The 25257-nt window shown below is 61.1% G+C and carries 26 protein-coding genes; 4 read left to right on the top strand and 22 right to left on the bottom strand.

What is annotated here, in order from left to right:
- Nucleotides 1–4: 4 nt before the first annotated feature.
- Entirely contained in the window at nucleotides 5–454 is a 450-nt protein-coding gene (locus IB144_RS06825; RefSeq protein ID WP_002913635.1) for a DUF2919 domain-containing protein, read from the bottom strand.
- Complete coding sequence (locus IB144_RS06820; RefSeq protein WP_002913637.1) at nucleotides 441–866, bottom strand: GNAT family acetyltransferase; 426 nt, start codon at nucleotides 864–866, stop codon at nucleotides 441–443. Before IB144_RS06820 ends, IB144_RS06825 begins: the two co-directional genes overlap by 14 nt.
- A 211-nt stretch (nucleotides 867–1077) precedes the next feature.
- Here IB144_RS06820 and amiA point away from each other — a divergent pair, with 211 nt between their 5' ends.
- Together amiA and hemF are read left to right on the top strand one after the other, a co-directional pair.
- The gene (amiA, locus tag IB144_RS06815) at nucleotides 1078–1950 is read left to right on the top strand and encodes an N-acetylmuramoyl-L-alanine amidase AmiA (protein WP_002913639.1); all 873 of its coding nucleotides are present in this window, start codon (nucleotides 1078–1080) and stop codon (nucleotides 1948–1950) included.
- Nucleotides 1950–2849: an oxygen-dependent coproporphyrinogen oxidase gene (hemF, locus tag IB144_RS06810; RefSeq protein ID WP_004145617.1), complete on the top strand. Its 900-nt coding sequence runs from the start codon at nucleotides 1950–1952 to the stop codon at nucleotides 2847–2849. The genes amiA and hemF overlap by 1 nt, the downstream gene beginning before the upstream one ends.
- Nucleotides 2850–2892: 43 nt before the next feature.
- On the opposite strand, the gene eutR is transcribed toward hemF, so the two are convergent.
- The 18 genes from eutR to maeB all read right to left on the bottom strand — a co-directional run bounded on the left by eutR (nucleotide 2893) and on the right by maeB (nucleotide 20272).
- Nucleotides 2893–3945 carry an HTH-type transcriptional regulator EutR gene (gene eutR, locus IB144_RS06805; RefSeq protein ID WP_002913642.1) on the bottom strand — a complete coding sequence of 351 codons (1053 nt, stop codon included), beginning with the start codon at nucleotides 3943–3945 and terminating at the stop codon, nucleotides 2893–2895.
- A 45-nt stretch (nucleotides 3946–3990) separates the two neighbouring features.
- Nucleotides 3991–4476, bottom strand: a complete 486-nt coding sequence (gene eutK / locus IB144_RS06800) for an ethanolamine utilization microcompartment protein EutK (protein ID WP_004213215.1) — start codon at nucleotides 4474–4476, stop codon at nucleotides 3991–3993.
- A gap of 11 nt (nucleotides 4477–4487) precedes the next feature.
- Nucleotides 4488–5147: an ethanolamine utilization microcompartment protein EutL gene (gene eutL / locus IB144_RS06795; RefSeq protein ID WP_004174905.1), complete on the bottom strand. Its 660-nt coding sequence runs from the start codon at nucleotides 5145–5147 to the stop codon at nucleotides 4488–4490.
- A gap of 9 nt (nucleotides 5148–5156) precedes the next feature.
- Nucleotides 5157–6056, bottom strand: coding sequence for an ethanolamine ammonia-lyase subunit EutC (gene eutC / locus IB144_RS06790; protein WP_004174901.1), 900 nt, complete (start codon nucleotides 6054–6056; stop codon nucleotides 5157–5159).
- Nucleotides 6057–6076: 20 nt separating this feature from the next.
- On the bottom strand, nucleotides 6077–7438 hold the full coding sequence (gene eutB, locus IB144_RS06785; RefSeq protein WP_004152001.1) for an ethanolamine ammonia-lyase subunit alpha: 1362 nt from the start codon (nucleotides 7436–7438) through the stop codon (nucleotides 6077–6079).
- 11 nt (nucleotides 7439–7449) lie between these two features.
- Entirely contained in the window at nucleotides 7450–8853 is a 1404-nt protein-coding gene (gene eutA, locus IB144_RS06780; RefSeq protein ID WP_062920576.1) for an ethanolamine ammonia-lyase reactivating factor EutA, read from the bottom strand.
- Nucleotides 8850–10082: an ethanolamine utilization protein EutH gene (gene eutH / locus IB144_RS06775; RefSeq protein WP_004149260.1), complete on the bottom strand. Its 1233-nt coding sequence runs from the start codon at nucleotides 10080–10082 to the stop codon at nucleotides 8850–8852. Before eutH ends, eutA begins: the two co-directional genes overlap by 4 nt.
- 199 nt (nucleotides 10083–10281) lie before the next feature.
- Nucleotides 10282–11469 carry an ethanolamine utilization ethanol dehydrogenase EutG gene (gene eutG, locus IB144_RS06770; RefSeq protein WP_016947278.1) on the bottom strand — a complete coding sequence of 396 codons (1188 nt, stop codon included), beginning with the start codon at nucleotides 11467–11469 and terminating at the stop codon, nucleotides 10282–10284.
- Complete coding sequence (gene eutJ, locus IB144_RS06765; RefSeq protein ID WP_048270921.1) at nucleotides 11459–12298, bottom strand: ethanolamine utilization protein EutJ; 840 nt, start codon at nucleotides 12296–12298, stop codon at nucleotides 11459–11461. The genes eutG and eutJ overlap by 11 nt, the downstream gene beginning before the upstream one ends.
- Before the next feature lie 9 nt (nucleotides 12299–12307).
- Nucleotides 12308–13711, bottom strand: a complete 1404-nt coding sequence (locus IB144_RS06760) for an aldehyde dehydrogenase family protein (protein ID WP_004152003.1) — start codon at nucleotides 13709–13711, stop codon at nucleotides 12308–12310.
- Nucleotides 13712–13722: 11 nt separating this feature from the next.
- The gene (gene eutN / locus IB144_RS06755; RefSeq protein WP_002913719.1) at nucleotides 13723–14010 is read right to left on the bottom strand and encodes an ethanolamine utilization microcompartment protein EutN; all 288 of its coding nucleotides are present in this window, start codon (nucleotides 14008–14010) and stop codon (nucleotides 13723–13725) included.
- A 128-nt stretch (nucleotides 14011–14138) separates the two neighbouring features.
- The gene (gene eutM / locus IB144_RS06750) at nucleotides 14139–14429 is read right to left on the bottom strand and encodes an ethanolamine utilization microcompartment protein EutM (protein ID WP_000387720.1); all 291 of its coding nucleotides are present in this window, start codon (nucleotides 14427–14429) and stop codon (nucleotides 14139–14141) included.
- A 38-nt stretch (nucleotides 14430–14467) separates the two neighbouring features.
- Nucleotides 14468–15484, bottom strand: a complete 1017-nt coding sequence (pta, locus tag IB144_RS06745) for a phosphate acetyltransferase (protein ID WP_065888744.1) — start codon at nucleotides 15482–15484, stop codon at nucleotides 14468–14470.
- A complete protein-coding gene (eutT, locus tag IB144_RS06740) occupies nucleotides 15474–16283 on the bottom strand; it encodes an ethanolamine utilization cob(I)yrinic acid a,c-diamide adenosyltransferase EutT (protein ID WP_065888743.1) in 810 nt (269 codons plus the stop codon). Before eutT ends, pta begins: the two co-directional genes overlap by 11 nt.
- Nucleotides 16280–16969 (bottom strand): ethanolamine utilization acetate kinase EutQ, encoded by a 690-nt coding sequence (gene eutQ / locus IB144_RS06735; RefSeq protein ID WP_065888742.1) that lies wholly within the window; start codon nucleotides 16967–16969, stop codon nucleotides 16280–16282. Before eutQ ends, eutT begins: the two co-directional genes overlap by 4 nt.
- Nucleotides 16947–17426, bottom strand: a complete 480-nt coding sequence (gene eutP, locus IB144_RS06730) for an ethanolamine utilization acetate kinase EutP (protein WP_002913727.1) — start codon at nucleotides 17424–17426, stop codon at nucleotides 16947–16949. Before eutP ends, eutQ begins: the two co-directional genes overlap by 23 nt.
- A gap of 12 nt (nucleotides 17427–17438) precedes the next feature.
- Entirely contained in the window at nucleotides 17439–17774 is a 336-nt protein-coding gene (gene eutS, locus IB144_RS06725; RefSeq protein ID WP_002913729.1) for an ethanolamine utilization microcompartment protein EutS, read from the bottom strand.
- Between the two features lie 218 nt (nucleotides 17775–17992).
- Entirely contained in the window at nucleotides 17993–20272 is a 2280-nt protein-coding gene (gene maeB / locus IB144_RS06720; RefSeq protein ID WP_002913731.1) for an NADP-dependent oxaloacetate-decarboxylating malate dehydrogenase, read from the bottom strand.
- Between the two features lie 294 nt (nucleotides 20273–20566).
- On the opposite strand from maeB, the gene tal reads away from it, so the two are divergent.
- On the top strand, nucleotides 20567–21523 hold the full coding sequence (tal, locus tag IB144_RS06715) for a transaldolase (RefSeq protein ID WP_065888741.1): 957 nt from the start codon (nucleotides 20567–20569) through the stop codon (nucleotides 21521–21523).
- Between the two features lie 16 nt (nucleotides 21524–21539).
- Complete coding sequence (gene tkt, locus IB144_RS06710; protein WP_002913734.1) at nucleotides 21540–23534, top strand: transketolase; 1995 nt, start codon at nucleotides 21540–21542, stop codon at nucleotides 23532–23534.
- On the opposite strand, the gene IB144_RS06705 is transcribed toward tkt, so the two are convergent.
- The gene (locus IB144_RS06705) at nucleotides 23524–24570 is read right to left on the bottom strand and encodes a DUF1176 domain-containing protein (RefSeq protein WP_040215405.1); all 1047 of its coding nucleotides are present in this window, start codon (nucleotides 24568–24570) and stop codon (nucleotides 23524–23526) included. The genes tkt and IB144_RS06705 overlap by 11 nt on opposite strands.
- Before the next feature lie 63 nt (nucleotides 24571–24633).
- On the bottom strand, nucleotides 24634–25230 hold the full coding sequence (gene nudK / locus IB144_RS06700; protein WP_002913754.1) for a GDP-mannose pyrophosphatase NudK: 597 nt from the start codon (nucleotides 25228–25230) through the stop codon (nucleotides 24634–24636).
- Nucleotides 25231–25257: the final 27 nt, after the last annotated feature.

Raw genomic sequence — 25257 nt, 5'->3', positions numbered from 1 at the left:
GCCATTAAAAGGTGGTCTGGTGAAAACAGGCGCCCAGGCGACGGCTGGTTAACAGCCACCACAGGGCATAGCCATCCGCGACCAGCAGCGCAATGGTCAACGAGGAGGGAGATTCGCCGCTCAGCCATAGCATCGGCTGCCACAGCAACAGCAGCACTTGCGATAGCACTAGCAGCCAGCGCATCGCCCGCCACAGGCGCGGCAGGCGCTGACGATAGCCGCTAAGCAGAAAGGCCAGCACCGCCGGCACGCCTGGCAGTAAACCAAGCCAGAAGCGCTCGTGATCGGGATAGAACAGATTAAGAATCGCGTCGCCCTGCTGGCGCGATGCGCCGGCCATCAAAAACAGCACCCACGTGCGGGCCTGCAACAACAGCACGCACCAGAAAAGCAAAGGCAGGCGCAGACGGCCATGGGCATCAAAATCGGCGGGGATAAACTCAGTATTCTTCATCTTCGATCAGGCGTTTGCCCAGGGTCAGGACATCGGCGTACTCATAGCCCAACCGCTCGTACATTCCCTGCACCACGTCGTTGTCTTCACGGACCATAATGTTGATTTTCGGGCAGCCGCGAGCAATCAGCTTTTTCTCCAGACGGTTGAGCAGCGCGTTCGCGATACCCCGGCCGCGATATTCCGGATGGACGCCGAGATAATAGGCCGATCCGCGATGACCGTCATATCCGCCCATCACTGTGCCGACCACTTCGCCATTCACTTCCGCCACCAGAAACAGGCTGACGTCGTGATTCAGCTTGCGCTCAATATCCATCTCCGGATCGTTCCACGGGCGCAGCAGATCGCAGCGCTCCCACAGCGTCACAACCTCTTCGAAATCCTGCTGGCGAAAAACGCGAATCTCCATGGTATTCCCCACCATTGACGGTTAAAAACAGTGATTATGGCGCGAATATAACTGATAGCCAATATCAGGCGAAATCAGCGACAAAAAATGGCATAATATGACTTTGTCATGTATTGAAATGAAAAGTAAAACAATTCTTATTTTGAATGGTCGTAACGGCAAACGCGATACGATATAACATTGGACATCACTTGTTTACAATTCAGGCCGAATGAGCACTTTTAAACCCTTAAAAATACTTGCTTCGCGCCGTCAGGTGCTGAAAGCCGGGCTGGCTGCGATGACGCTGAGCGGCGTCGCCTCACAGGTCAGCGCAAAAGAACAGCCACTGAAAACGTCAAATGGACACAGCAAACCCGCCGCCAAAAAGGCCGGGGGTCGCCGGATTGTAATGTTAGATCCGGGCCACGGCGGCATCGATACCGGCGCTATCGGCCATAACGGCTCGAAAGAGAAGCATGTGGTGTTGGCGATCGCTAAGAACGTGCGCAGCATTTTGCGCAGCAACGGCATCGACGCCCGCCTGACCCGCACCGGGGATACCTTTATCCCGCTTTACGACCGCGTGGAGATCGCCCATCAGCACGGCGCCGATCTGTTTATGTCAATCCACGCCGATGGTTTTACCAACCCGAGCGCCGCCGGCGCCTCGGTGTTCGCCCTGTCAAACCGCGGCGCCAGTAGCGCCATGGCGAAATACCTCTCCGATCGCGAAAACCGCGCCGATGAGGTCGCCGGTAAGAAAGCGACGGATAAAGACCATCTGCTGCAGCAGGTACTGTTCGATCTGGTGCAGACCGACACCATCAAAAACAGCCTGACGCTGGGCTCGCATATCCTGAAAAAGATCAAGCCGGTACATAAGCTGCACAGCCGCAATACCGAGCAGGCGGCGTTCGTGGTGCTGAAGTCACCATCCATACCGTCCGTGCTGGTGGAAACCTCGTTTATCACCAACCCGAACGAGGAGAAACTGCTCGGCACCACCGCCTTCCGGCAGAAAATCGCCACCGCGATTGCCAACGGCATTATCAGCTATTTCCACTGGTTCGATAACCAGAAAGCCCATTCGAAGAGACGTTAATGAAACCCGATGCCGCGCAGGTAAAAACTTTTCTGCTCCAGCTCCAGGACAGCCTCTGTCAGCAGCTGAGCGCCGTGGATGGCGCGCCGTTTATTGAAGATGCCTGGCAGCGGGAAGGCGGTGGCGGCGGACGCAGCCGGGTGCTGCGCGAAGGCCGGGTGTTCGAGCAGGCGGGGGTCAACTTTTCCCACGTCCATGGCGACGCCATGCCTGCCTCCGCCACCGCGCACCGCCCGGAGCTGGCCGGACGCAGTTTTGAAGCCATGGGCGTCTCGCTGGTGGTTCATCCGCTGAACCCCTACGTGCCCACCAGCCATGCCAACGTGCGGTTTTTTATTGCCGAAAAGCCTGGCGCCGACCCGGTGTGGTGGTTCGGCGGCGGCTTTGATTTAACCCCTTACTACGGCTTTGAAGAGGATGCCGTCCACTGGCATCGTACCGCCCGCGATCTGTGTCTGCCGTTCGGCGAGGAAGTCTATCCGCGCTATAAAAAATGGTGCGATGATTACTTCTATCTCAAGCACCGCCAGGAGCAGCGCGGCATCGGCGGTCTGTTCTTTGACGACCTGAACACCCCGGATTTTGACCACTGCTTCGCCTTTATGCAGGCGGTCGGGAACGGCTATGCTGACGCCTATTTACCTATCGTCGAACGCCGGAAAGCCACGCCGTACGGCGAACGCGAGCGCCACTTTCAACTCTACCGTCGCGGCCGCTATGTCGAGTTCAATCTGGTCTGGGACCGCGGCACCCTGTTCGGCCTGCAGACCGGCGGGCGTACGGAGTCGATTCTGATGTCGATGCCGCCGCTGGTGCGCTGGGAATATGATTATCAGCCCGAGCCCGGCAGCCCCGAGGCGGCGCTGAGCGAGTTTATTCAGGTGCGCGACTGGCTGTAACGGCCGGATGGCGGCTGGCCACCCGGTAGCGGAGTCTCTTCCCTCACACCCACTGGCGCAGGCGATGGTGCAGCGTCATCGACGGTTTCTCAGCAAACAGCTGCTGATAGTCGGTGGCGAACTGCCCCAAATGCCAGAATCCCCACTGCATGGCCGCCTCCTTGACCGTCTCGCGCTCTGACCAGGGGCTTATCAGCTCCCGACGCACGGCGTTCAGGCGGATCCGTTTGAGCCAGGCGTTAGGACCAATCCCCAGTATCGCATGGAAGGCGTTTTGCAAGGTGCGACGGCTGACGTACAGCTGCTGGCACAGATCGAGAACGGTTAACGGCTCCGCGCTGTTTTCCAGCACATATTCGCGCGCCTGCGCCAGCAGGCGGCGGTAGCTCTGGTGGCTGACGCTCTCTGCACTTACCATCGGCTGCGCTTCTTCCAGCATCGTGCCCATCGCCAGCAACAGATTATCCCGCAGGACTTTACGCACGGCCGGCTGATGAAGGGTATCCGGATGCTCGCTAAAGGTGGCCAGCGCCTGCTGGACAAACCCCCACAGCGCGGCCTTATGCGGCTCGCGGACCGCCAGCGCTGACTGGTTGCGTAGCATATGTAGCACTCGCTCCGGGTGGTGCAGGAAACTGGCGTGACGCGCAATCACCTCCTGCGAAATCACTACCCCGAGAATGGTGTAATCATCCGGCGTGCTGAGCTCGAACTCCGTACCGCCGGGACGGGTGGCGATTTCTGCCCGGCCCAGACACTGCGAGCCGATAAAACCTTGTTCACCCCGGGTCGCCGGAATGCCAAACCAGAAGGAGTTCGGCCAGACCAGGCAGGACTGGCGCAGCGCCAGCCCGGTATATTCGCGGAAGACCTGGATCTCATCGAGCAGGATTTCGGTAAACTCGCCGCGAAACTGCCCCGGATGCAGCTGATCGTAGATCTGTTGCCAGGCGGTAATGGTCAGGGCGTGCTCATACACATCGGTTGTGTGTCGTTGATGAATATTGTCAATTTCAACCTGAGGCGTCAGCCTGGTGTCTTCCGGCAACGCCTCGCAACAGAGATGGTGCAAATTTGCAGAACGACGCTTTTTCATAATCGTTAAAGCCGGGGGCAAGCCGCTCCCGGCACCTCCGACAGGTTATGGATTTTTGAGACGATAGCGGCTACTGCGTTTTCGTAGCGTCCCTGCGGAAAAGAGCTGCTCCAGCGCCTGGCGGGCCTTATCCAGCGGCCAGGCAAAATGCGCGGCGACCTCGCCGGCCGTCATGCCCTGACGAACTGAAGCCAGCAGCGTCAGTAAGGCTTCCGATGAAGCCGGGTCAGCAGGCGGCATGGGCGCTGGCGGCGGTGGCTGAAAACCGCCGATCAGCCGCTGGGTATCCTCTTCCGGGCGACCAATTTCCCGACGGCTGATCACGCAGCCGGTCCTCCGGGCAGCGGCGGACCCGGCATCCAGCGCGGCGCGGCAGGCCGCCAGGTCGCCCTCCACCACCAGCGTTAACCTGCCCGGGTCGAGCACTTCATGACTGAGCAGGCGCACATTGGCCGCCTTAAGCATGGCATCCGCAGCGTCTATAGCCGCGACCATGCCCTCCACTTCGAGCAATCCCAGCGCATTGATCATCGCTCCCTCCATTACGCACGCTGTACAGGATGACGGGCTATATCGAGAACGGCATCGGTAAAGGCATTGCAGGCGGCTTTACAGGCGGCCTGGCTTCCCGTCAAAAAGGCGGCCGAATAGTTGGTTTCCGATGGCGGCGGGACGTAGGTCACCAGCTGAACGTCGGCCGACTTCATCGCCGCATCGATACCAAACGTCGCCTCCAGCGGCGGCGCCACCAGATAAGCGATCGGATCGCCCAACGCGATGCCAGCGGCCGATGAAAGATAAGAGCCGGTACGCGACACCACGTGCGCCAGAAAGGCGGTATCTTGCGCGTCGTTAGCCCACTGGAATGCCGCCCCACCTTCAATATGCGCCATCATGGCATCCAGCCCGGCGCGAACTTCCGCCGGGTTCGGGCCGCCAAGCATGATCAGTACTTCGCCGGCGGTAGGCGACGGACCATGGGCCGCACCGGCGTAGAGGGAGCGGCCATAGACCACCTCCACCATCGCCTGCTTTGTCGCTTCGTCGGCGGCAATATACGTCACATCGTCAGAATCTGCCGTGATGAGTCCGAGGCTACGTATATGCGACGGTAATTTAAGCTCGCGCGCGAAACCGTCATTCACCGAGGCAATCACGCGCATCGCGGTGACCGAGGGTCGAATCAAATCTAATGCTGGCATGATGCCTCCTTAACGGCTCATGTTGATGCCGGAGGCTTTCTGCTCCAGCATGCGTTTGGCTAAATCCACGATCACCGCGGCGGCTTCTACCGGCGGGGTGCCGCCCTGGTGGATATTGGAGATACAGGTTCGGTCGGCCTCGACGGTGGTCGCCACCCGCGGGGAGTACACCGCGTAGCAGGAGAGGCTCTCCGACTGGCCGAGCCCCGGGCGCTCGCCAACCAGCAGGATCACCACCTTCGCGCCGAGGATCTCGCCGATCTGATCTTCAATCTTGACGCGGCCATAGCGCACGAAGAACGGCGTCCCGACCTTCAGACCCGCCTGTTTCAGGCCGGCAAGCAGCGGCGGCAGGATCTCTTCGTAGTTGGCGGTGATGGCATCCGTCGACAGGCCATCGGACACCACCACCTGCACATCCGGATCCATCACGCACTGCGCCTTCAGCGCATCAATCGCTTCCGGACTGAGGCGACGGCCCATATCCGGACGCGTCAGGTAGAGGTTCTTATCGCTAATCTCGGAACGCACTTCCAGCAGCCCCTGCGCTTTCACCCACGCTTCCGGCACCTCTTTGAGCACCGTGTCTTTCGAGCGCGAGTGATCGGCCAGGAAGCGCAGCAGCGCCTGAGTGCGCGGACGCGGGCCGGCGCGGCCGGTGCAAACGCGCGCCGCGGTACTGCGTTTCAGTTCAGTCAGTACTTCGGCGCGGTGCGGATGTTGTACGCCAATCCAGGCTTTCGCTTCCGCTGAGCCCAGGTCCAGCGCGCAGCTTTCCACCACCGCTTCGCTGGCGCAGGCGGCATGGCAGGCCGGCGTCGACGCTGCGGGGGCCTGCGGCTGCGACTGTGGTTGTCCCATCGACGCCATTACGCTGCGTACAATGTCTTCAATCTGTTTTTGATCCATGATGTGTCATCCCCGCGTCATCAGAAGAACAGTGACGGATCGCCCGCCCGTTTGGTCAGGCGACCATTTGCCATAATGCCCATCGTTTCCAGCCAGCGTTCAAACTCCGGCGACGGCCGCAGGCCCAGCAGTTGGCGCACGGTCGCGGTATCGTGGAAGGCGGTGGTCTGGTAGTTGAGCATGATGTCGTCGCCGAGCGGCATGCCCATGATGTAGTTGCAGCCTGCGGTCGCCAGCAGGATCATCAGGTTTTCGTTGAGGTTCTGGTCGGCATCGGCATGGTTGGTATAGCAGCAGTCGCAGCCCATTGAGATGCCGCTCAGCTTGCCCATAAAGTGGTCTTCCAGTCCGGCGCGAATGATTTGCCGGTCGTTATAGAGATACTCCGGCCCGATAAAGCCCACCACGGTGTTGACGAGGAACGGATCGTAGTGCCGCGCCAGGCCATAGTTACGCGCTTCCATGGTCACCTGGTCGGCGCCGAAGTTAGCGCCCGCGGAAAGCGCCGAGCCCTGCCCGGTTTCAAAGTAAAGACAGTTCTCCCCGGCAATGCGGTTAAACTCCGCCCCCACCGCCCGCGCTTCATCGAGCATCGCCAGCTCGACGCCGAACTCTTTAAGCCCTTTTTCGCTGCCGCAGATGCTCTGGAAGATAAGCCCCCCCGGCGCGCCGCGGCGGATGGCTTCAATCTGGGTGGTGACGTGCGCCAGCACGCAGCCCTGGGTCGGGATGTTAAACTTGTCGATCACCCCGTACACCGTATCCAGCACCCGGCTCAGGTTCTCCACGTCGTCAGTGACCGGGTTGACGCCAATCACCGCGTCGCCCGCGCCGAAGGAGAGCCCTTCATAGATTTGCGCGGCAATACTCTGCACATCGTCGCGGGTATCGTTCGGCTGCAGGCGGCAGCTAAAGGTCCCCGGCAGACCGATGGTGGTATTGGCTTTTTTGATCACCGGCATTTTTTTACCGCCGTAGATCAGATCGGCGTTGGAGCAGATCTTGGCCACCGCAGCCACCACCTCGGAGGTCAGCCCTTTGCGGACAAAAGCGATATCGTCGCTGGTGACCTCGTCGTTGAGCACGTATTCCCGCAGGTCGCTGATGGTCCAGTGTTTAATCCGCTGATAGGCGGTTTCGTTCACGTCATCCTGGATCAGGCGCGTAACGCAGTCCTCCTCATACGGGATCACCGGGTTATTACGGATATCGGCCACCGTCATATCGGAGAGCACCTGCTTGGCGGCCACGCGCTGCTGCGAACTCTCCGCCGCTACCCCCGCCAGCACATCCCCCGAACGCAGTTCGTTGGCTTTCGCCAGCACCTCTTTTACATCCTTAAACTGATAAACATTGCCGAACAATGTGGTCTTTAGTTTCATAAGTCGTTCCCTCAGGAAGGAAATGCGAGTGATTTCACCGTCACCGGCACAACCGATCCGCCAAAAAGAGGCGTACCAATGTCGATATAGTCTCCCGCCCGGATGCTCACCTCATCGATGACCGCCAGCGGAAGGTGTGGAAGCTGTGGCCGCAGCAGCATGCCCAGCGCTTTGCCAAAATCCTGCTCGGCCACCAGCAGCAGCGGACGGGGATTGGGAAAGCGGGCGACAAACGCCAGCAGGGCGTCAATTACGGTCAGTAAGGTGGCGTAGCGCACCGGAAGTGAAGCGGGAAGCGCCAGCACGTAAGCGTCCGCCTCGGGAGCCAGATCGAGCTGCGTCAGCGCCTGGAGCCAGGCGTTCGGCAGATCGGCGGCATCCTGCGGGATAGCCACCGGCAGATTGCGCAGCGGCAATGGAACCCCCTCCAGCCAGATGGTGCTCCCGGACAGGGACAGCGTATGCGCCCCGGCGCCAATCACCGTGGCGCGCACGGTTTGCGCCGGGAACTGCACGTTCATCTCACGCAGGCGCGGATGCTCGTGCAGGGCCGTGGCCAGCAGCGGCCCGATATCGGAAAAGCAGAAAGGATCGGCGGGCTGATGGCGGTAGCACTCCCCCACTCCGCCGGAAAGGGTAATCACCTCCGGCTGAACACCCGCAGGCAGTACTTCGGTTTGCATCAGCCCCTGCGCCAGCGGTGAGAGGGTGCCGTCGATCACCTCGACGATCAGCGCCGCCATCCGGCTCGCCACCTGCGCCAGCTGCCCGGCGGTCAGCGCCAGGGCGTTAGTGCCGGCGCCAAACAGCGCATCAACAATCCGCTGCCCCGGCGGGTGCGCGTGGACCACGCGCCCCTGAGCGTCGGTTTCCAGCAGGCGGCCGCCGACGTTGAGGCAGGCGGTGGCGCTGACGTTTCCGGCGTCAAACAGGGCATAGTTCGAGGTACCGCCGCCAATATCGATATTAAGCACCCGGCACATCCGCTGCCGGGACAGGGTCTGCGCCCCGGCGCCGTGTCCGGCAATGACCGACTCCAGATGCGGCCCGGCGCTGGCGACGACAAAATCGCCCAGCGACTGCGAGAGCGCCATCACCGCCGGGCGGGCATTGCGGGTTTTCGCGCTTTCGCCGGTGATGATGATCGCCCCGGAATCCACCGCTTGTGGAGCGATCCCTGCGGCCCGGTACTGAGCCAGAATCAGCGCCTCAAGCTCGGCCTCTTTCAGTTCTCCCTTTTTATCAACCGGCGTAAAGAAGACCGGGCTTTGCCAGCTAATGTCGCGTTTGATGAATTCATAACGCGGCACTTGGGAAACCGCCGCGCGGTTCACCAGCTCGAGGCGCGAGAAGATCACCTGCGTGGTGGTGGTGCCGATATCAATACCGACGCTCAATAGCTGGCGCGTGTTCACGAGTGCGCCTCCGCTTCGTTGTTGGCAGGCGCCGGTACGTTTTCATCTTTTGGCACCAGCAGCATCGCCACGCCAATCGCGGTAACGCCGCCGACCAGCTTGCCGACAATCATCGGAAAGATCATGGCGTTCATATTGGCCGCCGCAAAACCGAGATGGTCGCCGAGGGCGAACGCCGCTGACACCGAGAAGGCGCAGTTGATCACTTTCCCGCGGGTATCCATCTGCTTCATCATGCCGAACATCGGGATATTGTTCGCCAGGGTAGCGACCATGCCGCCGGCAGCCATATTGTTGATTTTTAGCAGATTACCAACGCGCATCAGCGGTTTTTCAAACCAGCGGGTCAGCAGGAGCACCATCGGATAAGCGCCGAGCAGCACGCAGGAGATAGAGCCAATGACTTCGATGGCGCGCATCACCTCGCCGGGCTGGTCGCCAGGCGCCATAAAGATCGGATCGAGCCCCGGTATCAGCTCCCAGCCGAGCAGGAACTTGATCACCGCCGCCGCCAGGCCGATGGTGATCAGCGCCACGAGGAATTTGGCGAAGATCTGGAAGCCGTTGATCATTTTTTCCGGAATAAACTTCAGCCCCAGCGCCACCAGCACGGCGACGATGATCACCGGGATCATATTCATCAGGATCAGCGCGAAGGTAAACTCTACCGGCTGGCCGTTGATCTCCACCCCGGAATACATCGCCACCAGACCGCCGGCGATACAGCCGATGGGAATGGTGACAATGCCCGCCAGCACGCCGAGCGCCAGCCAGCGGCGATCGGTTGGTTCGATAATGCCGAGCGCCACCGGAATGGAGAACACAATGGTCGGACCCATCATAGAGCCGAGGATCAGGCCTGAGTACATCCAGGCCGCCACGTCGCCGCCCGCGAGTTCTTTAGCGAGGAAGAAACCGCCCATGTCGCACGCCAGCAGCGTGCCGGCGAACATCGACGGGTTGGCGCCGAGCATCTCATACAGCGGAATAATCACCGGACCAAGCAGATGAGCCAGCACTGGCGCCAGGGCGGTCATCCCGACCATCGCCAGGCCCAGCGCGCCCATCGCCATAAACCCTTCTTCAAACTGACCGCCGGATCCCTCAATGCTTTTCCCCAGTTTGCCTAGAAAGCGCGCCGAGCCACCGAACTGCGACAGGATCCTGTCCACGGCGGCAATCAGCATAAAGAACATCATGATGTACATGATGATTTCGTTAATTCCCATAGCCCTTACTCCCTGTCATTTATGATTTGTAGATACTGTGAATACCGGGACATTAGCCGCACTCAGGCGACTTTCCCGGGCCGCGGCGTGAACGCCTTACCCGGGCTACGGCATAGCAGACGGCTGTGATCCTGTAGCCCGGCTAAGCGCAGCGCGAGCCGGGAAAGCCACAGCCACACGCCTCCGGGAAAATCGGCATTTATCGCGCCGCCGCGTACAGCTCGATAATCTGCTCCCGGCTGGCGGTGCGTGGATTGGTGCGCAAACAGATGTCCTCCTGCGCCGCTTGCGCCCAGGCGGCGTAGTGCGCGGACGTCGCGCCAGCCTCCGTCAGCCGCATCGTCAGACCGACCTCGGCGATCAGCTCGCGCACGGCGGCGATAGCCTCGCGGTCATCGGTTTTCTTGCCGGTTAACGCCCGGCCGATCTGGCTGAAGCGCGCCCGGCGCACCATGCGGTTAAACTCCATCACCGTTGGCAGCAGCATGGCGTTGGCCAGTCCGTGCGGAATATGCAGCGCCGCCCCCGGCTGATGCGCCATGGCATGGCATAGCCCCAGCCCGGCGCTGGAAAACGCCATCCCCGCCATGCAGGAAGCCAGCAGCATGTTCTCCCGCGCCGCCAGATCCTGACCGCAGCCCACCGCTTTCGGCAGCGCCTCGCCGATCATGGCTATCGCCCCCATCGCCAGACTGTCGGTAAACGGCGTGGCGTGGCGGGCGCTGTAGGCCTCGACGGCGTGGGTCAGCGCATCAATCCCGGTCATTGCCGTGATATGCGGCGGGACGCCTTCGGTCAGCGCGGCGTCGAGGATCGCCACATCCGGCATCAGCGAGGCATGCGCCAGCACCTGTTTGCGTCCACTCACCGCATCGATAATCACCGTCACATTGGTGGTTTCAGACCCGGTGCCAGCGGTGGTCGGCACCGCGATCAGCGGCAGACGTGGACGCAACTCGCTGTGCTCCGTCATCTCCCCCAGCGTCTGCTCAGGATTGGCGACCAGCAGCGCCACCGCCTTCGCCGCATCCAGTACCGATCCACCGCCAAAGGCCACCACGCCGTCGCAGCGCGCGTCCCGCAGCTGGGCGACGGCGGCGCAGACATCGGTGACGCAGGGTTCGCCGGCGGGACAGGGCCAGAGAGTCATAGCAATCCCTTTCATCGCCAGGCTACGCTCCAGCCCGGCGGTCATTCCCGCCTGATGGAGAAAACTGTCAACCATGACAAACAGATGCCTAAGGCCCCGGGACTGCGCTTGCGGACCGCAGGCCGCCAGCGCGCCGACGCCGTGCAGCGTCACCGGCGGAACGTTGAAGCTTTTCATTTGCTGAAGATTCAGCGTATCAAAGGCATGGAACAGCGCCGTCTGCAGTTCAGCTTGCATACATCCCCTCCGCTTTTTCCCTCCCGCTGTTGGCGATTGCCAGCGGGGTCATAAACAGGCTGTGCTGCGGCAAATGCACCGGTAATGCCGGGAAGCGCTGACGAAACAGCTCATGCACGCCCGGCTGCATACAGGCGCCGCCTGCCAGCCACAAATCGACAATCCCTTGTCCGGCAATATGTCGGGCGACAATTTCGGCCATCTTCTCGTACACCGGCTTAACCACCGGCCAGATCTCCCCGGCGTGGCTGCGCTTGTACTGCTCCGCCTCCTCAAGCCCGATGCCGCGATTCCCGGCCAGAGTCAGGGAGATATGGTGGCCGCCGGTGGCTTCATCCGCCGAATATGTCACCCTGCCCTGTTTAACGATGGCGATCCCGGTGGTGCCGCCGCCGATATCCACCACCCCGGCGTTATCGAGCAGCAGCAGATCGGCCACCGCGGTAGGCTCATCCAGCACATGACTGATCTCCAGCCCGGCGGACTCCAGGACATTGATCGAAATGCGCGGATCGGTGCCGGGCGGAAACGAGGTCGCCGCATGGGTGAAGCGGCAGCCCAGCTGCTGCTCGAGAGTCGCAAGATGTCGGCGCACGAGGGTGACGGCGCCGAAGAAGTCCCAGACGATGCCGTCGCGCACCACATCGGCCCAGTCAAGACATACCGCAACCGGCTGGCCATCGCGGTCGACCACCATCGACACCACGTCGCAGGTGCCCAAATCGATGCCCAGCCACAGCGGCGACTCGCTGGCGGCGGGCGCCTGGTTACACAGGGCAGCGGCTTTTTGCAGTCTCGGCGAAAGCCAGCGTTGTTCGTCGTGCGCCATGTTCATCCCTTATACGATTCGAAACGCATCCACCAGCACGCAGCGGCGCAGACGAACGAAGGTGCGCGCGCTGGTCACCCCTTCCCCGGTTGGGGTGGTGATGGTCATGGTGGTCCAGCCCTCGCCGCCCAACCCAAGCCCGGCGATGCACGGTCCATTTTTGACGAAGATGCTGGTGTCGATGGCATTCGCCATCTGGTTCATGTTGTCGATGTTGCGCGAGTGCATCGCCGCGGTGTGGTGGCAGCCGCCTTCCAGTTGCACCGCTAGGGCGATGGCCTCTTCAACGTTCGCCACCCGCACCACCGGCAGCACCGGCATCATCAGTTCAGTAACAGCAAACGGATGGCTGGCGGGCGTTTCCACAAACAGCAGGCGGGTTTGCGCCGGCACCTGCAGACCAATCGCCGCGGCGATTTTGCCCGCGTCGCGACCGACCCAGTCGCGGCTGACCGTGCCTTTGCCGCGCTCGTCAATATTTTTCAGCAGCAGCGGCTGGAGCTGTTCGGCCTGCGCCGCCGTGAGTTTCACCGCCTGCTGGCCTTCCATCAGGCGCATCAGTTCGTCGGCAACGCTATCGACCACGATCAGCACCTTCTCGTCGGCGCAGATAATGTTGTTATCAAAAGAGGCGCCTTTGACGATCGCCTGCGCGGCGCGCGGTAGATCGGCAGTCTCATCCACCACCACCGGCGGGTTGCCGGCCCCGGCGGCGATCAGGCGTTTGTTGGTATGTTTGCGCGCCGCCTCGACCACCGCTTCGCCGCCGGTCACCACCAGCAGGCCGATGCCAGGGTACTTAAACAGCCGCTGGGCGGTGTCGATATCCGGGTTCGCCACGGTCACCAGCAGGTTGGCCGGGCCGCCGGCGGCCACTACCGCCTGGTTAAGCAGGGTAATTGCCCTTTGCGAGACCTTTTTCGCCGCCGGATGGGGGGCGAAGACCACGCTGTTGCCGGCGGCTATCAGGCTAATGGCGTTGTTGATCACCGTCGCCGCCGGATTGGTGGACGGCGTCACCGAGGCCACCACGCCCCAGGGCGCATTTTCAATCAGCGTCAGGCCGTTATCGCCGGTGAGCACCTGCGGAGTCAGACACTCCACGCCCGGCGTGCCGCGCGCCTGCGCCACGTTTTTGGCAAACTTATCTTCAACGCGTCCCATGCCGGTCTCCGTCACCGCAAGCTCCGCCAGTTCACGGGCATACTTTTCACCCGCCTCACGAATGGCCTGAATCACCTGCTGACGCATCGCCACCCGCTTTAATCCCTGCTGGGCCACCGTTGCCGCCGCGACAGCGTCATCCAGTGAGGCAAAAACGCCCATATCATGAACGGTGCCGGCAGGCTGGCTGCTGTCTTTCATTTTCAGCAGTACCGCTTTCACTACCTGTTCAATGTCCTGTTGATTCATGATTTTTCACCCTACTTATGGAAGAGCACCTGACCATCGGCCGCAGCCTCATCCACGATACCAATCACGCACAGATCGACCGGAGAGGCGCCGTGTGCGTGCGCCTGTCGCGCCGAGCTGCCGCTGACCAGCAGTACCCACTCTCCGCATCCCGCGCCGATGCTGTCGATGGCGACCGCGCATTGCCCGTCGGGCTCGCCGCGGGCATTGAGCATCTCCACCATCAGCAGTTTGTCGTGGGCCAGACCTTCATGGCGTACGGTGCAGACCACATATCCGGTTACCACAGCCAGCTTCATGTCCGTCTCCGCGTGTGATGTGCAGGCCGGAAAAGCGCAACGCCATCCGGCATTCATGCCTTTTCATGGCCGGATAGCGACGCGCTGGCGTCTTATCCGGCCAGAACTTTCCGGCACCCCCTCCCCCGTTAGATGTTGCTGTCGCCCTTGAAGCTAATCGGGAAGACCTCTTCCAGATCGCCATGCGGGCGCGGGATGACATGTACAGAGACCAGCTCACCGATACGCTGAGCCGCCGCCGCCCCGGCATCCGTCGCGGCTTTGCACGCCGCGACATCGCCGCGCACCATGGCGGTCACCAGGCCCCCGCCGATCTGTTTCACTCCCACCAGCTTGACGCGGGCCGCTTTGACCATGGCGTCGGAGGCCTCAATCAGTGCAACCAGGCCCCGTGTTTCAATCATTCCTAATGCTTCCATTGTGTTTTCCTCTCATAAGGGGTCCTGAAGGGGACCATTCATTCAACCAGCGTGGACGAGTCGGGGATCCGGCTTGCGTCCGTCTGGCGCGGTACCGACGCCACCAGCGCCAGTTCGATAATTTCCTCTACGCTACAGCCTCGCGAGAGGTCGTGAAGCGGGGCGGCCAGGCCCTGGATCAGCGGCCCGATGGCGCGATATCCGCCCAGCCGCTGGGCGATTTTGTAGCCGATGTTGCCCGCCTCCAGCGACGGGAAGACCAGCACATTGGCCCGGCCCTGCAGCGGGCTGCCGGGCGCTTTGTGCGCAGCGACGTCCGGTACAAAGGCGGCGTCAAACTGCAGCTCGCCATCGACCATCAGCTGCGGCGCCCGCTGACGCACGATCTCCGTGGCCTGCTGGACGTTAGCCACACAGGGATGCCGGGCGCTGCCGTGTGTCGAGAAGGACAGCATTGCCACCCGCGGCGCTTCTCCAGCGATCGCTCGCCAGGTCTCGGCGCTGGCAATCGCGATATCCGCCAGCTGCGCCGCGGTCGGCTGCGGCACCACGCTGCAGTCGGCAAACCCCAGCGGCTGTCCGGCATACTGCGGCAGCATCAGAAACAGCGAAGAGAGCGTTTTACATCCCGGCTGCAGGCCGATAAGGCGCAGACCAGCGCGCAGCACGCTGGCGGTTGACGAGAGATTTCCGGCGATACACACCTCGGCCTGCCCGGTGCTGACCATCGCCGCGGCGAACATCAGCGGGTCGGCCAGCTTGTCGACCGCGTCAGCGGGCGCTTTATCGCCGGCGCGCGCCTGCCAGGCGGCGGCAAACGCCTCGCGCATCGCCAGGTTGCTGTGCGGATCGATGACCTGCACCCCGGTCAGCGGCAGACGTTCGCCAAGGGCGAACTGCCGCAGCGCGAAGGGGCTGGCGACGAGGATCGGATGCGCCAGGCCCTGCTGCTGCAGATAATGCGCCGCCTTCAACACGCGGACGTCCAGCGCATCCGGGAACACCACCCTGGCGGGGGCGCGCAGCGCCAGTTTGCGACACTGGTCAATGATCATCTTCACCTCCCAGCTGCTGCTGTAGCTGCCTGAGGGTTGGCGGCGAATCCGTCACGCCCAGGATCATCATCACGTAGACCGCGCTGGAAAGGCGGTTGAGCGCTTGCATAATATCGGCGCGCTGGACCGCAAATTGCGGCGTAATAAACACCTGCGCCGCGGTCACCTCCGCCTCGCGCACTTTGCTGCGCAGCAAATTAAGCAGCGCGACATCGCGCCCATGGCGGGCCTCCGGCACCAGGTGATCGTGACCCAGGTAACGCAGCGGCTGATGGGACAGACGATGCAGCTGCGCCTCGCTGAATCCGGCTATCGACTGCGCCGCCAGCGGTTCCTCCAGCGCATCGGCGCGCATGATGTTGCCCAGCCGCGAACGGATATCCGTCAGCCACGGCTGCCAGGGCTCCGCCAGTTCAATTTGCAGCCACACCGTCAGGGCGATGGTGCTGTCCAGCACCGCGCGGAAGGCCAGCCGCGGATCGTTTTTCGCCACCAGGGTATCGGCCGTCAGATGAGTTAAGGTGTCCGGCTTTTTGCCCACCGGCTGGTGACAAAGCTCGCAGCAGGCCTGGGGCGGATGGTCGCTGCTGGTCAGGACATGCACCGGCTGCGGCGTCTGTTCGTCATCCTCGACAAACAGGCGCCCCTGGCGGTCGAGAAATTTGACCCGCAGATGCCGACTTTCCAGCAGTTCCCTCGCCGAGGGCGTCAGGCGAGCATCGGCAGGAAGATGGATTTCACCGCCTTCGCTGAGCGTATGATTCGCTCTGAGCCACGCTTCGGTAATGAAATCGTTCATAGCGATTGCCAGTTTGCCGGCCAGGCGACGTACAGGAAGCGCACCGTCGACGGGGTACCGAATTCGATGCTGGAGCCTTTCGGGATGAACATGACGTCCCCCGCTTTGGCGACCAGCGTTTCCCCCTGATGGCGCACATGCAGCTCGCCCTCCAGCACCATATCGATTTCGTCGTAGTTCAGCGTCCACGGGAAGAAGGCGTTCTCCCACTGCATAAATCCGGCCGCCATGCTGCTGCCATCCTGGTCAGTCACCAGGTCCGTTAAGCCAACGCAGTGCGGCTGGGCGCCGTCGAAGCGGCCAAACTTCACGCTGCTGCCGTCGATCACTTTGATGCCGCCTTTGCCGGTCACTGCCTCAAATCCCGGCTGCATCGCCTCCTGCTCCAGGGACTGCTTCTCCTTCATCACCTTTTCCATCAGCTGCGCCACCAGGCTTTCGGTAAACTGGCCTTCCGGTAGCTGCGCCAGGATGGTTTCCCGGATCCGCTGGCTTTCCGTTTTGTCGCTGTCCGCCGCTGTCGCCGCCGGCGCGGCGCCAGCGTCTTCGGTGATAGTGAATCCCAGCAGCTCGGCGACTTCGCGCGCTTCCGGGGTGATAATGCTGGCGCGCAGAACTACTGACATCGCCTGTTCGCCGCGCGCGTGGGCGGCACGAATATCGTTAGCGGTAATGAGTTTCTTCACCTGGCCCTTCCTCCTTTTGGCTGAGCTCACTCAAGTAATTTTCCAGCGGCGCAACGCTTTGCGGATCGCAACCGTTGAGGGCGAAAACCGGCGCCTGAAACCCCATCCCGTCCAGCAGCTGCCGCACCGCGGCGACATTGGCATCCGGCAGATCCGTTTTGCTGATCGCCACGATAAGGTGCTTTCGGCTGCCAATATCCAGCAACCCGGGTGGTAGGCGACTTTCGGTATCATTGGCCGCATGGACATAAATCAGGGTGTCCACATCCTGCAAGGTGGTAATTAAGGCGTGATACCAGCGCGGATGGCTGAAATATTCCCCGGGTGTATCGATGTCGCCACGATCGTTAAATTCCAGCGCCTGCGTTTTTCTGGCGAGGGAATAATTCCCCTGCAGAGCATTAAATAACGTGGTTTTTCCTGCACCGACGGCGCCGACAATCGCAATACGCTTCATGGTCGCTCTCAATTAACTTTTCGTTAATTCGCACAAGGTATAATTTAATAAGCGGCCTAATCCGCCGATGGTCTGCAGGAGCGCCTCCTCCACCGCGCCGACCGAGCCGTAGATCACCAGCGCGCCGCTAAACCGGTCGAGAAAACCGATGTGCACGTCGGCGGCCTTCATCGCCAGATCGCCGGCGATCATCGCCGTTTCTCCCGGCGTCAGCGTCATAATGCCGATCGCGCCGGATTCGGGTACGCCGATCTTTTTCGCCAGCTCCGCTCCCGGGTGGGCAATCAGATGCGCCAGCGTGACCTGTTTGCCTGGTACGAATTCCTGAATAATGCGTTCTTTATCCATGACTGATTGCCCCCTGAAATCTGTCCTCATGGTGACGACATTTCAGCGCGGCAAATAACAAATTTCGGCAAGTGGGGTTAAAAGGTGAAGTGGATCACTCAGGAGAGAAAATAATATTGCGGTGGAATTAAAAAGGCAGGCTCAGCGTTTTTTACTCACCGGCCTGCCTGATATTGCGCGCGGAAACGGATCCGCGCGTTAACGGGGGAAATAGAAAATTACAGCGGTTCGGTTTGCGCTTCAACAACCGCCAGCGCCACCATATTAACGATCCGGCGTACGGAGGCGATCGGCGTCAGAATATGCACCGGCTTCGCCACCCCCATCAGCACCGGCCCGACGGTCACCCCTTCCGAACTGGAGACGCGCAGCAGGTTATAGCTGATCCGGGCGGCTTCCATATTCGGCATCACCAGAATATTGGCCGCCCCCTTCAGCGGGCTGTCCGGCATGCGATCGTTGCGGATGCTTTCCACCAGCGCGGCGTCGCCATGCATTTCGCCATCGATCATCAGCTCCGGGGCGCGCGCCTTCACCAGCTCCAGGGTTTTACGCATTTTGCTGGCTGACGGACAGTCGGCGGAACCAAAGTTGGAGTGCGACAGCAACGCCACGCGCGGTTCAATACCAAAGCGTCGCACGCTTTCCGCCGCCATCAGGGTGATCTCCGCCAGCTCTTCCGGCGACGGATCGTGATTGACATAGGTATCGGCGATAAAGGTGTTGCCGCTCGGCAGCAGCAGCGCATTCATCGCCCCGGCGGTGCTGACGCCGTCGCGATAGCCAAACAGCGGCTGCACCACGCGGTAGTGATCGTGGTACTCGCCAATAGTCCCGCAGATCATCGCATCCGCTTCACCGCGATGAACCATGATGGCGCCAATCACCGTGGTGTTGCTAATCACCGCCCGCTGCGCCTGCTCCTGGGTAATGCCGCGGCGCTTCATCAGCTGGTAGTACTCGCTCCAGTACTCTTTAAACCGCGGGTCGGATTCATTATTGACGATCTCAAAGTCAACGCCGGCCTTGATCTGCAGGCCCAGCTTCTGGATGCGCATTTCAATCACGCTCGGGCGGCCCACCAGAATCGGTTTGGCCAGTCCCAGCGACACCAGCTCCTGGGTGGCGTGCAGCACCCGAGTCTCCTCCCCTTCCGCCAGCACCACGCGCTTCGGCTCTTTGCGCGCCTGAGAGAAGATAGGCTTCATAAACAGGTTGGTTTTATAGACGAACTCGCTCAGCTTCTCGATATAGGCGTCAAAATCAGCGATCGGGCGCGTCGCCACACCGGAATCCATCGCCGCCTTCGCCACCGCGGGGGCAATCTTGACGATCAGCCGCGGGTCGAACGGTTTCGGAATGATGTACTCCGGACCAAAGCTTAAATCCTGATCGCCGTAGGCGGAGGCCACCACTTCGCTCTGCTCGGCATGGGCCAGCTCGGCAATCGCATGCACCGCCGCCAGCTTCATCTCTTCGTTGATCGCCGTCGCGCCGACGTCCAGCGCGCCGCGGAAGATGAACGGGAAGCAAAGTACGTTGTTGACCTGGTTAGGGTAGTCGGAGCGGCCGGTACAGATGATGGCGTCATCGCGGACCTGCTTCGCCAGCGGCGGCAGAATTTCCGGCTCCGGGTTGGCCAGGGCGAGGATCAGCGGCGCCCGCGCCATCTTCTTCACCATCTCCTGAGTCAGCACTTTCGGGCCAGAGCAGCCGAGGAAAATGTCGGCGCCGTCGATCACGTCATCGAGGGTGCGTTTGCCGTCGTCTTCCACCGCATAGGCCGCTTTGGTTTCCGCCATGTTCGGCTCACGGTCTTTATAGATAACGCCTTTCGAATCGCAGACCACGATGTTGTGCTTTTGCATCCCCAGCGCCACCAGCAGATTCATACAGGCGATCGCCGCCGCGCCCGCGCCGGAGACCACCATCCGCACGTCGGACAGATTCTTCTCGACGACGCGCAGACCGTTGAGGATCGCCGCGGTGCTGATGATCGCCGTGCCGTGCTGATCGTCATGGAAGACCGGGATATTCATCCGCTCGCGCAGCTGCTGCTCGATGTAGAAACACTCCGGCGCTTTAATATCTTCCAGGTTGATACCGCCGAAGGTTGGTTCGAGGGCGGCGACGACGTTAATGAATTTGTCCGGATCCAGCTCATCGACTTCGATATCAAACACATCGATACCGGCAAATTTCTTAAACAGGACGCCTTTGCCCTCCATTACCGGCTTACCGGCCAGCGCGCCGATGTTGCCGAGCCCCAGCACCGCGGTGCCGTTGGAGACGACCGCCACCAGGTTGCCACGGGCAGTGTATTTGTAGGCGGCCAGCGGATCTTTTTCGATTTCCAGGCAGGGGGCTGCGACGCCCGGCGAGTAGGCCAGCGCCAGATCGCGCTGGGTGGCGAGAGGTTTGGTCGGCGAGACCTGGATTTTTCCGGGAACCGGAAATTCGTGGAAGTCGAGGGCGCTCTGTTTTAACTGCTCATCCATTTTCTATTCCTTTCTTTCACGTATCGTTCGTAGGGGAAAAGCGTGATGACCATCCTGTCGTTCACCTTTCAGTGGCAGACAGTATCCCTCCTGGCGGGGCGATAAACTTTGAACACCGCCAAACTCTGGCCATCGTTATGATTTTGTTGTTATCAATTTATAGCGGTTATGTTACCCGGATTCGCCGCCAATAATAGCCCTGTCTGCTATGCTTTTTGGTTATGTACCTCATCAATGTTTATACCGTATACCGGCAAGCACTCATGTAACACCTTGTTCCAGGAGGACTTATCCATGAATCAGTTAGACAGCATCAAGCAGTTCACCACGGTGGTCGCCGACAGCGGAGACATCGAATCCATCCGCCACTACCATCCGGAAGACGCCACCACCAACCCCTCTCTGCTGCTGAAGGCCGCCGGCCTGGCGTCCTATAGCGGCCTCATCGACGACGCTATCGCCTGGGCCAAAAAACAGGGTGGCGGCCGCGAAGCGCAGGTGGCTCACGCCTGCGATAAGCTGGCGGTCAATTTTGGCGCGGAGATCCTCAAAAGCATTCCCGGGCGGGTCTCCACCGAGGTGGACGCCCGGCTCTCCTTCAACCGCGAGAAAAGTATCGAGAAGGCTCGCCGCCTGGTGGCGCTGTATCAGGAGATGGGCATTGATAAGTCGCGGATCCTGATCAAGCTGGCATCCACCTGGGAGGGGATCCGCGCTGCGGAGGTGCTGGAGAAAGAGGGGATCCACTGCAACCTGACGCTGCTGTTTTCCTTCGCCCAGGCCCGGGCCTGCGCCGAGGCCGGGGTTTATCTCATCTCCCCGTTCGTTGGGCGTATTTATGACTGGTATCAGGCGCGCAAACCGCTGGATCCTTACGTGGTTGAGGAAGATCCGGGGGTGAAATCGGTGCGCAATATCTATGACTATTTCAAACAGCATAAATACAACACCATCGTGATGGGCGCCAGCTTCCGCCGCACCGAGCAGATCCTGGCGCTGGTCGGTTGCGACCGGTTGACCATCGCCCCGCCTTTATTAAAAGAGCTGCAGGCCAGCGATACCCCGGTGGTGCGCAAACTGATCCCTGCCAGCCAGATCCTGCCGCGTCCGGTGCCGCTCAGTGAAGCGGAGTTCCGCTGGGAACATAATCAGGATCCGATGGCGGTCGAAAAGCTAGCGGAGGGGATCCGCCTGTTCGCCGTCGATCAGCGCAAACTGGAAGATCTGCTTGCCGCCAAACTGTCACTTTAGTCTCACGGAGAAAAATATGTCCCGAAGAGAGCTTGCCAACGCCATCCGCGCCCTGAGTATGGACGCCGTGCAGAAAGCCAACTCCGGCCATCCCGGTGCGCCGATGGGGATGGCTGATATTGCCGAAGTGCTGTGGAACGATTTTCTCAAGCACAATCCGCAGAACCCTGACTGGGTGGACCGAGACCGTTTCATCTTGTCCAACGGCCACGCGTCGATGCTGCTCTACAGTCTGCTGCACCTGACCGGCTACGATCTGCCGCTGTCTGAACTGAAGCAGTTCCGTCAGCTGCACTCTAAAACGCCCGGCCACCCGGAGCATGGCTATACCCCTGGGGTGGAAACCACCACCGGCCCGCTGGGCCAGGGGCTGGCGAACGCCGTTGGGATGGCCATCGCCGAACGGACGCTGGCGGCGCAGTTTAATCGCCCCGGCCATGAGATCATTGACCATCACACCTGGGTTTTCATGGGCGATGGCTGTTTGATGGAGGGGATCTCCCATGAGGCCTGTTCGCTGGCCGGCACGCTCGGACTGGGCAAGCTGATCGGTTTTTACGATCACAACGGCATCTCCATCGACGGCAAAACCGAAGGCTGGTTTTCCGATGATACGGCCGAACGCTTCCGCGCCTATCACTGGCACGTCATAGGCGATATCGACGGCCACGATCCGCAGGCTATCAAACAGGCGATAACGGAAGCGCAGGCGGTGAAAGATAAACCGTCACTGATTATCTGCCGGACCATCATCGGTTTCGGTTCGCCCAACAAAGCCGGCTCAGAGGAGTCTCACGGGGCGGCGCTGGGCGAAAAAGAGGTAGCGCTGGCCCGCCAGCAGCTTGGCTGGAAATATCCTCCGTTCGAGATCCCGAAAGAGATCTACGCGGGCTGGGATGCGCGTCCGCGCGGGGAAAAAGCGGAGCACGCCTGGAACGAGAAATTCGCCGCCTACCAGCAGCAGTTCCCGGAGCTGGCCGCTGAGCTGACCCGACGTATGAATGGCGCCCTGCCGGAAGACTTTGCCGCGATCGCCCGCGACTACGTGGCGAAACTGCAGGCCGAGCCGGCGAAAATCGCCAGCCGCAAGGCTTCGCAAAACGCGCTGAACGCCTACGGCCCGCACCTCCCGGAACTGCTGGGCGGTTCTGCGGATCTTGCGCCGAGTAACCTGACCATCTGGTCTGGATCGACATCGATTAAAGAAGATCCTGCGGGCAATTATATCCACTACGGGGTGCGCGAGTTTGGCATGACCGCGGTGGCCAACGGCATTGCCCTGCACGGGGGCTTTATTCCTTATACCTCGACCTTCCTGATGTTTGTGGAGTACGCCCGCAACGCCGCGCGCATGGCGGCCCTGATGAAGGCCCGGCAGATCATGGTCTATACCCATGACTCGATCGGTCTTGGGGAAGACGGGCCGACGCACCAGGCGGTGGAACAGCTGGCCAGTCTGCGGCTGACGCCCAACTTCAGCACCTGGCGCCCCTGCGACCAGGTGGAGACCGCCGTCGCCTGGCAGGCGGCTATCGCGCGACAGGGCGGACCGACGGCGCTGATCCTGTCGCGACAAAACCTGGCGCAGATGCCGCGTACCCCGGAACAGGTACAGGATATCGCCCGGGGTGGCTACGTGCTGAAGGATGCCGGCGGCAAGCCCGACCTGATCCTCATCGCCACCGGCTCGGAAGTGGAGATCACCGTCCTGGCCGCGGAAAAACTGTTGGCCAAAGGGGTAAATGTGCGGGTCGTCTCGCTCCCTTCCACTGATGTGTTTGACGCCCAGGATGAGGCCTGGCGCGAATCGGTGCTGCCGTCGGACGTCAGCGCCCGGGTGGCGGTCGAAGCCGGGATAGCGGACTACTGGTATAAATATGTCGGCTTAAAAGGCAAGATCGTCGGCATGACCGGCTATGGCGAATCCGCCCCGGCAGAGCAGTTGTTCCCGTTCTTTGGCTTTACGGTCGACCATATCGTCGCCACCGCCGAACAGGTGCTTAACGGGTGATCCACAGCGTGGGCCAGGCATCTGGCCCCTGCCAGTTGTCGCACGTCGGCTGCTGCGCGTAGCGGGAGAGGCTGAACCGCTGGCCGTCAAAACGCCAGCGGGTTTGGATCCCGCAATCGCCGGCCCCGCGGCCTTTATCCAGGGTCACCAGCTCATGGCGGCGGTCATCATAGCTGGCGTTGATCAGCTCAATCTCACGCGGCGCCTCGCCCGGCGGCTGGAATGGCAACGTTAGCCGCACCTGACGGGCGACATAGGGGCGCTGGCGGGAGACCAGCCAGGCCAGCCAGACGGTGTTGTAGGCGCCGGATTCGCAGCTGGTCATCAGCAGCACTTTGTCATCCGTCAGCGCTGTAACGCGAATTTCGCGGCGGAAGGGATCGAGGGAGCAGTGGCTGTTGGTCATCCGCTCATTACCGTAGTCCATCAGATCGTTGAGCTCCTCACGCCCCAGCGGCGACTGCGCCGTTTCCGCGCTCGCCACCGCGCGCAGCGCCGGCGCCGGCGGTACGCTGAGCGGCGGCTCTTCCCCTTTGCCGACCCAGGCCGTTTCGCTACCTACCCGCTTTTGCCGATCGTCGATAAAAAACAGAGCCGCTTTCAACCCCTGCAGGGAGATGGTCTGCAGGCCATCGGCCAGCGAGAGCGCTTTACCCTCCTGAACCTGCTGGAGAAACGCATCGATCGTCACGCTGTCGGCGGTTTTAATGAGCTTATCTTCAATGTGCCAGCGCTTGTCGGTCAAGGGCAGCGGTTTACCATCCAGCAGCAGGCGCGGCGCTATCGGCGCGAGCGTCGCCACTGGATTGCCGGTGCCGCCCAGCTCGATACGCAGACTGGCGTCAGTGACTGCCCCAGCGCTGCGGCTGAGGGTCATCACCAGGCCATGATGCAGCCCCACATTACGGGTGACGCAGAAATTTTGGTTGTTACAGGTGACCAGCCAGTCGTTGAAGCGCTGCTGCGTCGGTGCCGACCATGCCTGCGAGCAAGGCAGCACCGCCAGAAAAAGGAAAAAGATGACGCGAAAAAGCATGAACCGCCCGACCCCAGATAAACCCGACCACGGCGCCTATCCTGGACAACGGCAGCGGGTTACTCAATCGGATTTGTCAGAGTTCCCCGACATCAGGCCGGAGGTTTGCAGATATTGCAGCAGAATGACCGCCTTACCGTCGCGGATCTCCCCGTCAGCGACCATCTGCAGCGCCTGGCTAAAAGGCAGCTCCAGCACCTCGATGGCTTCATCATCCACCCCGCCGCCGCTGGTGGTTCGCTGCGCGTCGCTGTACTCGGCGATAAAGAAATGCACTACCTCGGTGACGCCCCCTGGCGACATAAACAGCTCAAACAGCTTTCTCACCTCGCCCACTTCGTAGCCGGTCTCTTCCACCGCCTCTTTACGAATGCAGGCTTCCGGCTCGTCGTTGTCCAGCAGCCCGGCGCAGGTTTCAATCAGCATGCCGTCATGATTGCCATTGACCCAGGTGGCGACACGGAACTGACGCACCAGGACCACCGTCTGCTTATGGCGGTTATACAGCAGCACGGTGGCGCCATTGCCGCGATCGTAGACCTCGCGCTTGTGGCGCACGACGCTGCCGTCCGCCCGCGTCAGCTCATAGGTCATGTTGCGTAGTACGAACCAGTTCTCAGAGAGGATTTTATCTTTAATGACGTGAATATTGAGTGACATACCGACCCCACAGCGTAAAAGGACGCC

The sequence above is a fragment of the Klebsiella sp. K4 genome (assembly GCF_014596785.2).
Lineage (GTDB): Bacteria > Pseudomonadota > Gammaproteobacteria > Enterobacterales > Enterobacteriaceae > Klebsiella > Klebsiella pneumoniae.
This window is presented reverse-complemented; position numbering and strand designations above follow the sequence as displayed.

What these genes read in the sequence shown, in the direction of transcription:
- IB144_RS06820 (WP_002913637.1), bottom strand. Translation starts at nt 866, where the DNA reads ATGGAGATTCGCGTTTTTCGCCAGCAGGATTTCGAAGAGGTTGTGACG.
- eutC (WP_004174901.1), bottom strand. Translation starts at nt 6,056, where the DNA reads ATGGATCAAAAACAGATTGAAGACATTGTACGCAGCGTAATGGCGTCG.
- eutR (WP_002913642.1), bottom strand. Translation starts at nt 3,945, where the DNA reads ATGAAAAAGCGTCGTTCTGCAAATTTGCACCATCTCTGTTGCGAGGCG.
- eutK (WP_004213215.1), bottom strand. Translation starts at nt 4,476, where the DNA reads ATGATCAATGCGCTGGGATTGCTCGAAGTGGAGGGCATGGTCGCGGCT.
- eutT (WP_065888743.1), bottom strand. Translation starts at nt 16,283, where the DNA reads ATGAACGATTTCATTACCGAAGCGTGGCTCAGAGCGAATCATACGCTC.
- pta (WP_065888744.1), bottom strand. Translation starts at nt 15,484, where the DNA reads ATGATCATTGACCAGTGTCGCAAACTGGCGCTGCGCGCCCCCGCCAGG.
- eutL (WP_004174905.1), bottom strand. Translation starts at nt 5,147, where the DNA reads ATGCCAGCATTAGATTTGATTCGACCCTCGGTCACCGCGATGCGCGTG.
- hemF (WP_004145617.1), top strand. Translation starts at nt 1,950, where the DNA reads ATGAAACCCGATGCCGCGCAGGTAAAAACTTTTCTGCTCCAGCTCCAG.
- tal (WP_065888741.1), top strand. Translation starts at nt 20,567, where the DNA reads ATGAATCAGTTAGACAGCATCAAGCAGTTCACCACGGTGGTCGCCGAC.
- IB144_RS06705 (WP_040215405.1), bottom strand. Translation starts at nt 24,570, where the DNA reads ATGCTTTTTCGCGTCATCTTTTTCCTTTTTCTGGCGGTGCTGCCTTGC.
- IB144_RS06825 (WP_002913635.1), bottom strand. Translation starts at nt 454, where the DNA reads ATGAAGAATACTGAGTTTATCCCCGCCGATTTTGATGCCCATGGCCGT.
- tkt (WP_002913734.1), top strand. Translation starts at nt 21,540, where the DNA reads ATGTCCCGAAGAGAGCTTGCCAACGCCATCCGCGCCCTGAGTATGGAC.
- eutH (WP_004149260.1), bottom strand. Translation starts at nt 10,082, where the DNA reads ATGGGAATTAACGAAATCATCATGTACATCATGATGTTCTTTATGCTG.
- eutB (WP_004152001.1), bottom strand. Translation starts at nt 7,438, where the DNA reads ATGAAACTAAAGACCACATTGTTCGGCAATGTTTATCAGTTTAAGGAT.
- amiA (WP_002913639.1), top strand. Translation starts at nt 1,078, where the DNA reads ATGAGCACTTTTAAACCCTTAAAAATACTTGCTTCGCGCCGTCAGGTG.
- eutS (WP_002913729.1), bottom strand. Translation starts at nt 17,774, where the DNA reads ATGGATAAAGAACGCATTATTCAGGAATTCGTACCAGGCAAACAGGTC.
- nudK (WP_002913754.1), bottom strand. Translation starts at nt 25,230, where the DNA reads ATGTCACTCAATATTCACGTCATTAAAGATAAAATCCTCTCTGAGAAC.
- eutN (WP_002913719.1), bottom strand. Translation starts at nt 14,010, where the DNA reads ATGAAGCTGGCTGTGGTAACCGGATATGTGGTCTGCACCGTACGCCAT.
- maeB (WP_002913731.1), bottom strand. Translation starts at nt 20,272, where the DNA reads ATGGATGAGCAGTTAAAACAGAGCGCCCTCGACTTCCACGAATTTCCG.
- eutJ (WP_048270921.1), bottom strand. Translation starts at nt 12,298, where the DNA reads ATGGCGCACGACGAACAACGCTGGCTTTCGCCGAGACTGCAAAAAGCC.
- eutM (WP_000387720.1), bottom strand. Translation starts at nt 14,429, where the DNA reads ATGGAAGCATTAGGAATGATTGAAACACGGGGCCTGGTTGCACTGATT.
- eutP (WP_002913727.1), bottom strand. Translation starts at nt 17,426, where the DNA reads ATGAAGCGTATTGCGATTGTCGGCGCCGTCGGTGCAGGAAAAACCACG.
- IB144_RS06760 (WP_004152003.1), bottom strand. Translation starts at nt 13,711, where the DNA reads ATGAATCAACAGGACATTGAACAGGTAGTGAAAGCGGTACTGCTGAAA.
- eutG (WP_016947278.1), bottom strand. Translation starts at nt 11,469, where the DNA reads ATGCAAGCTGAACTGCAGACGGCGCTGTTCCATGCCTTTGATACGCTG.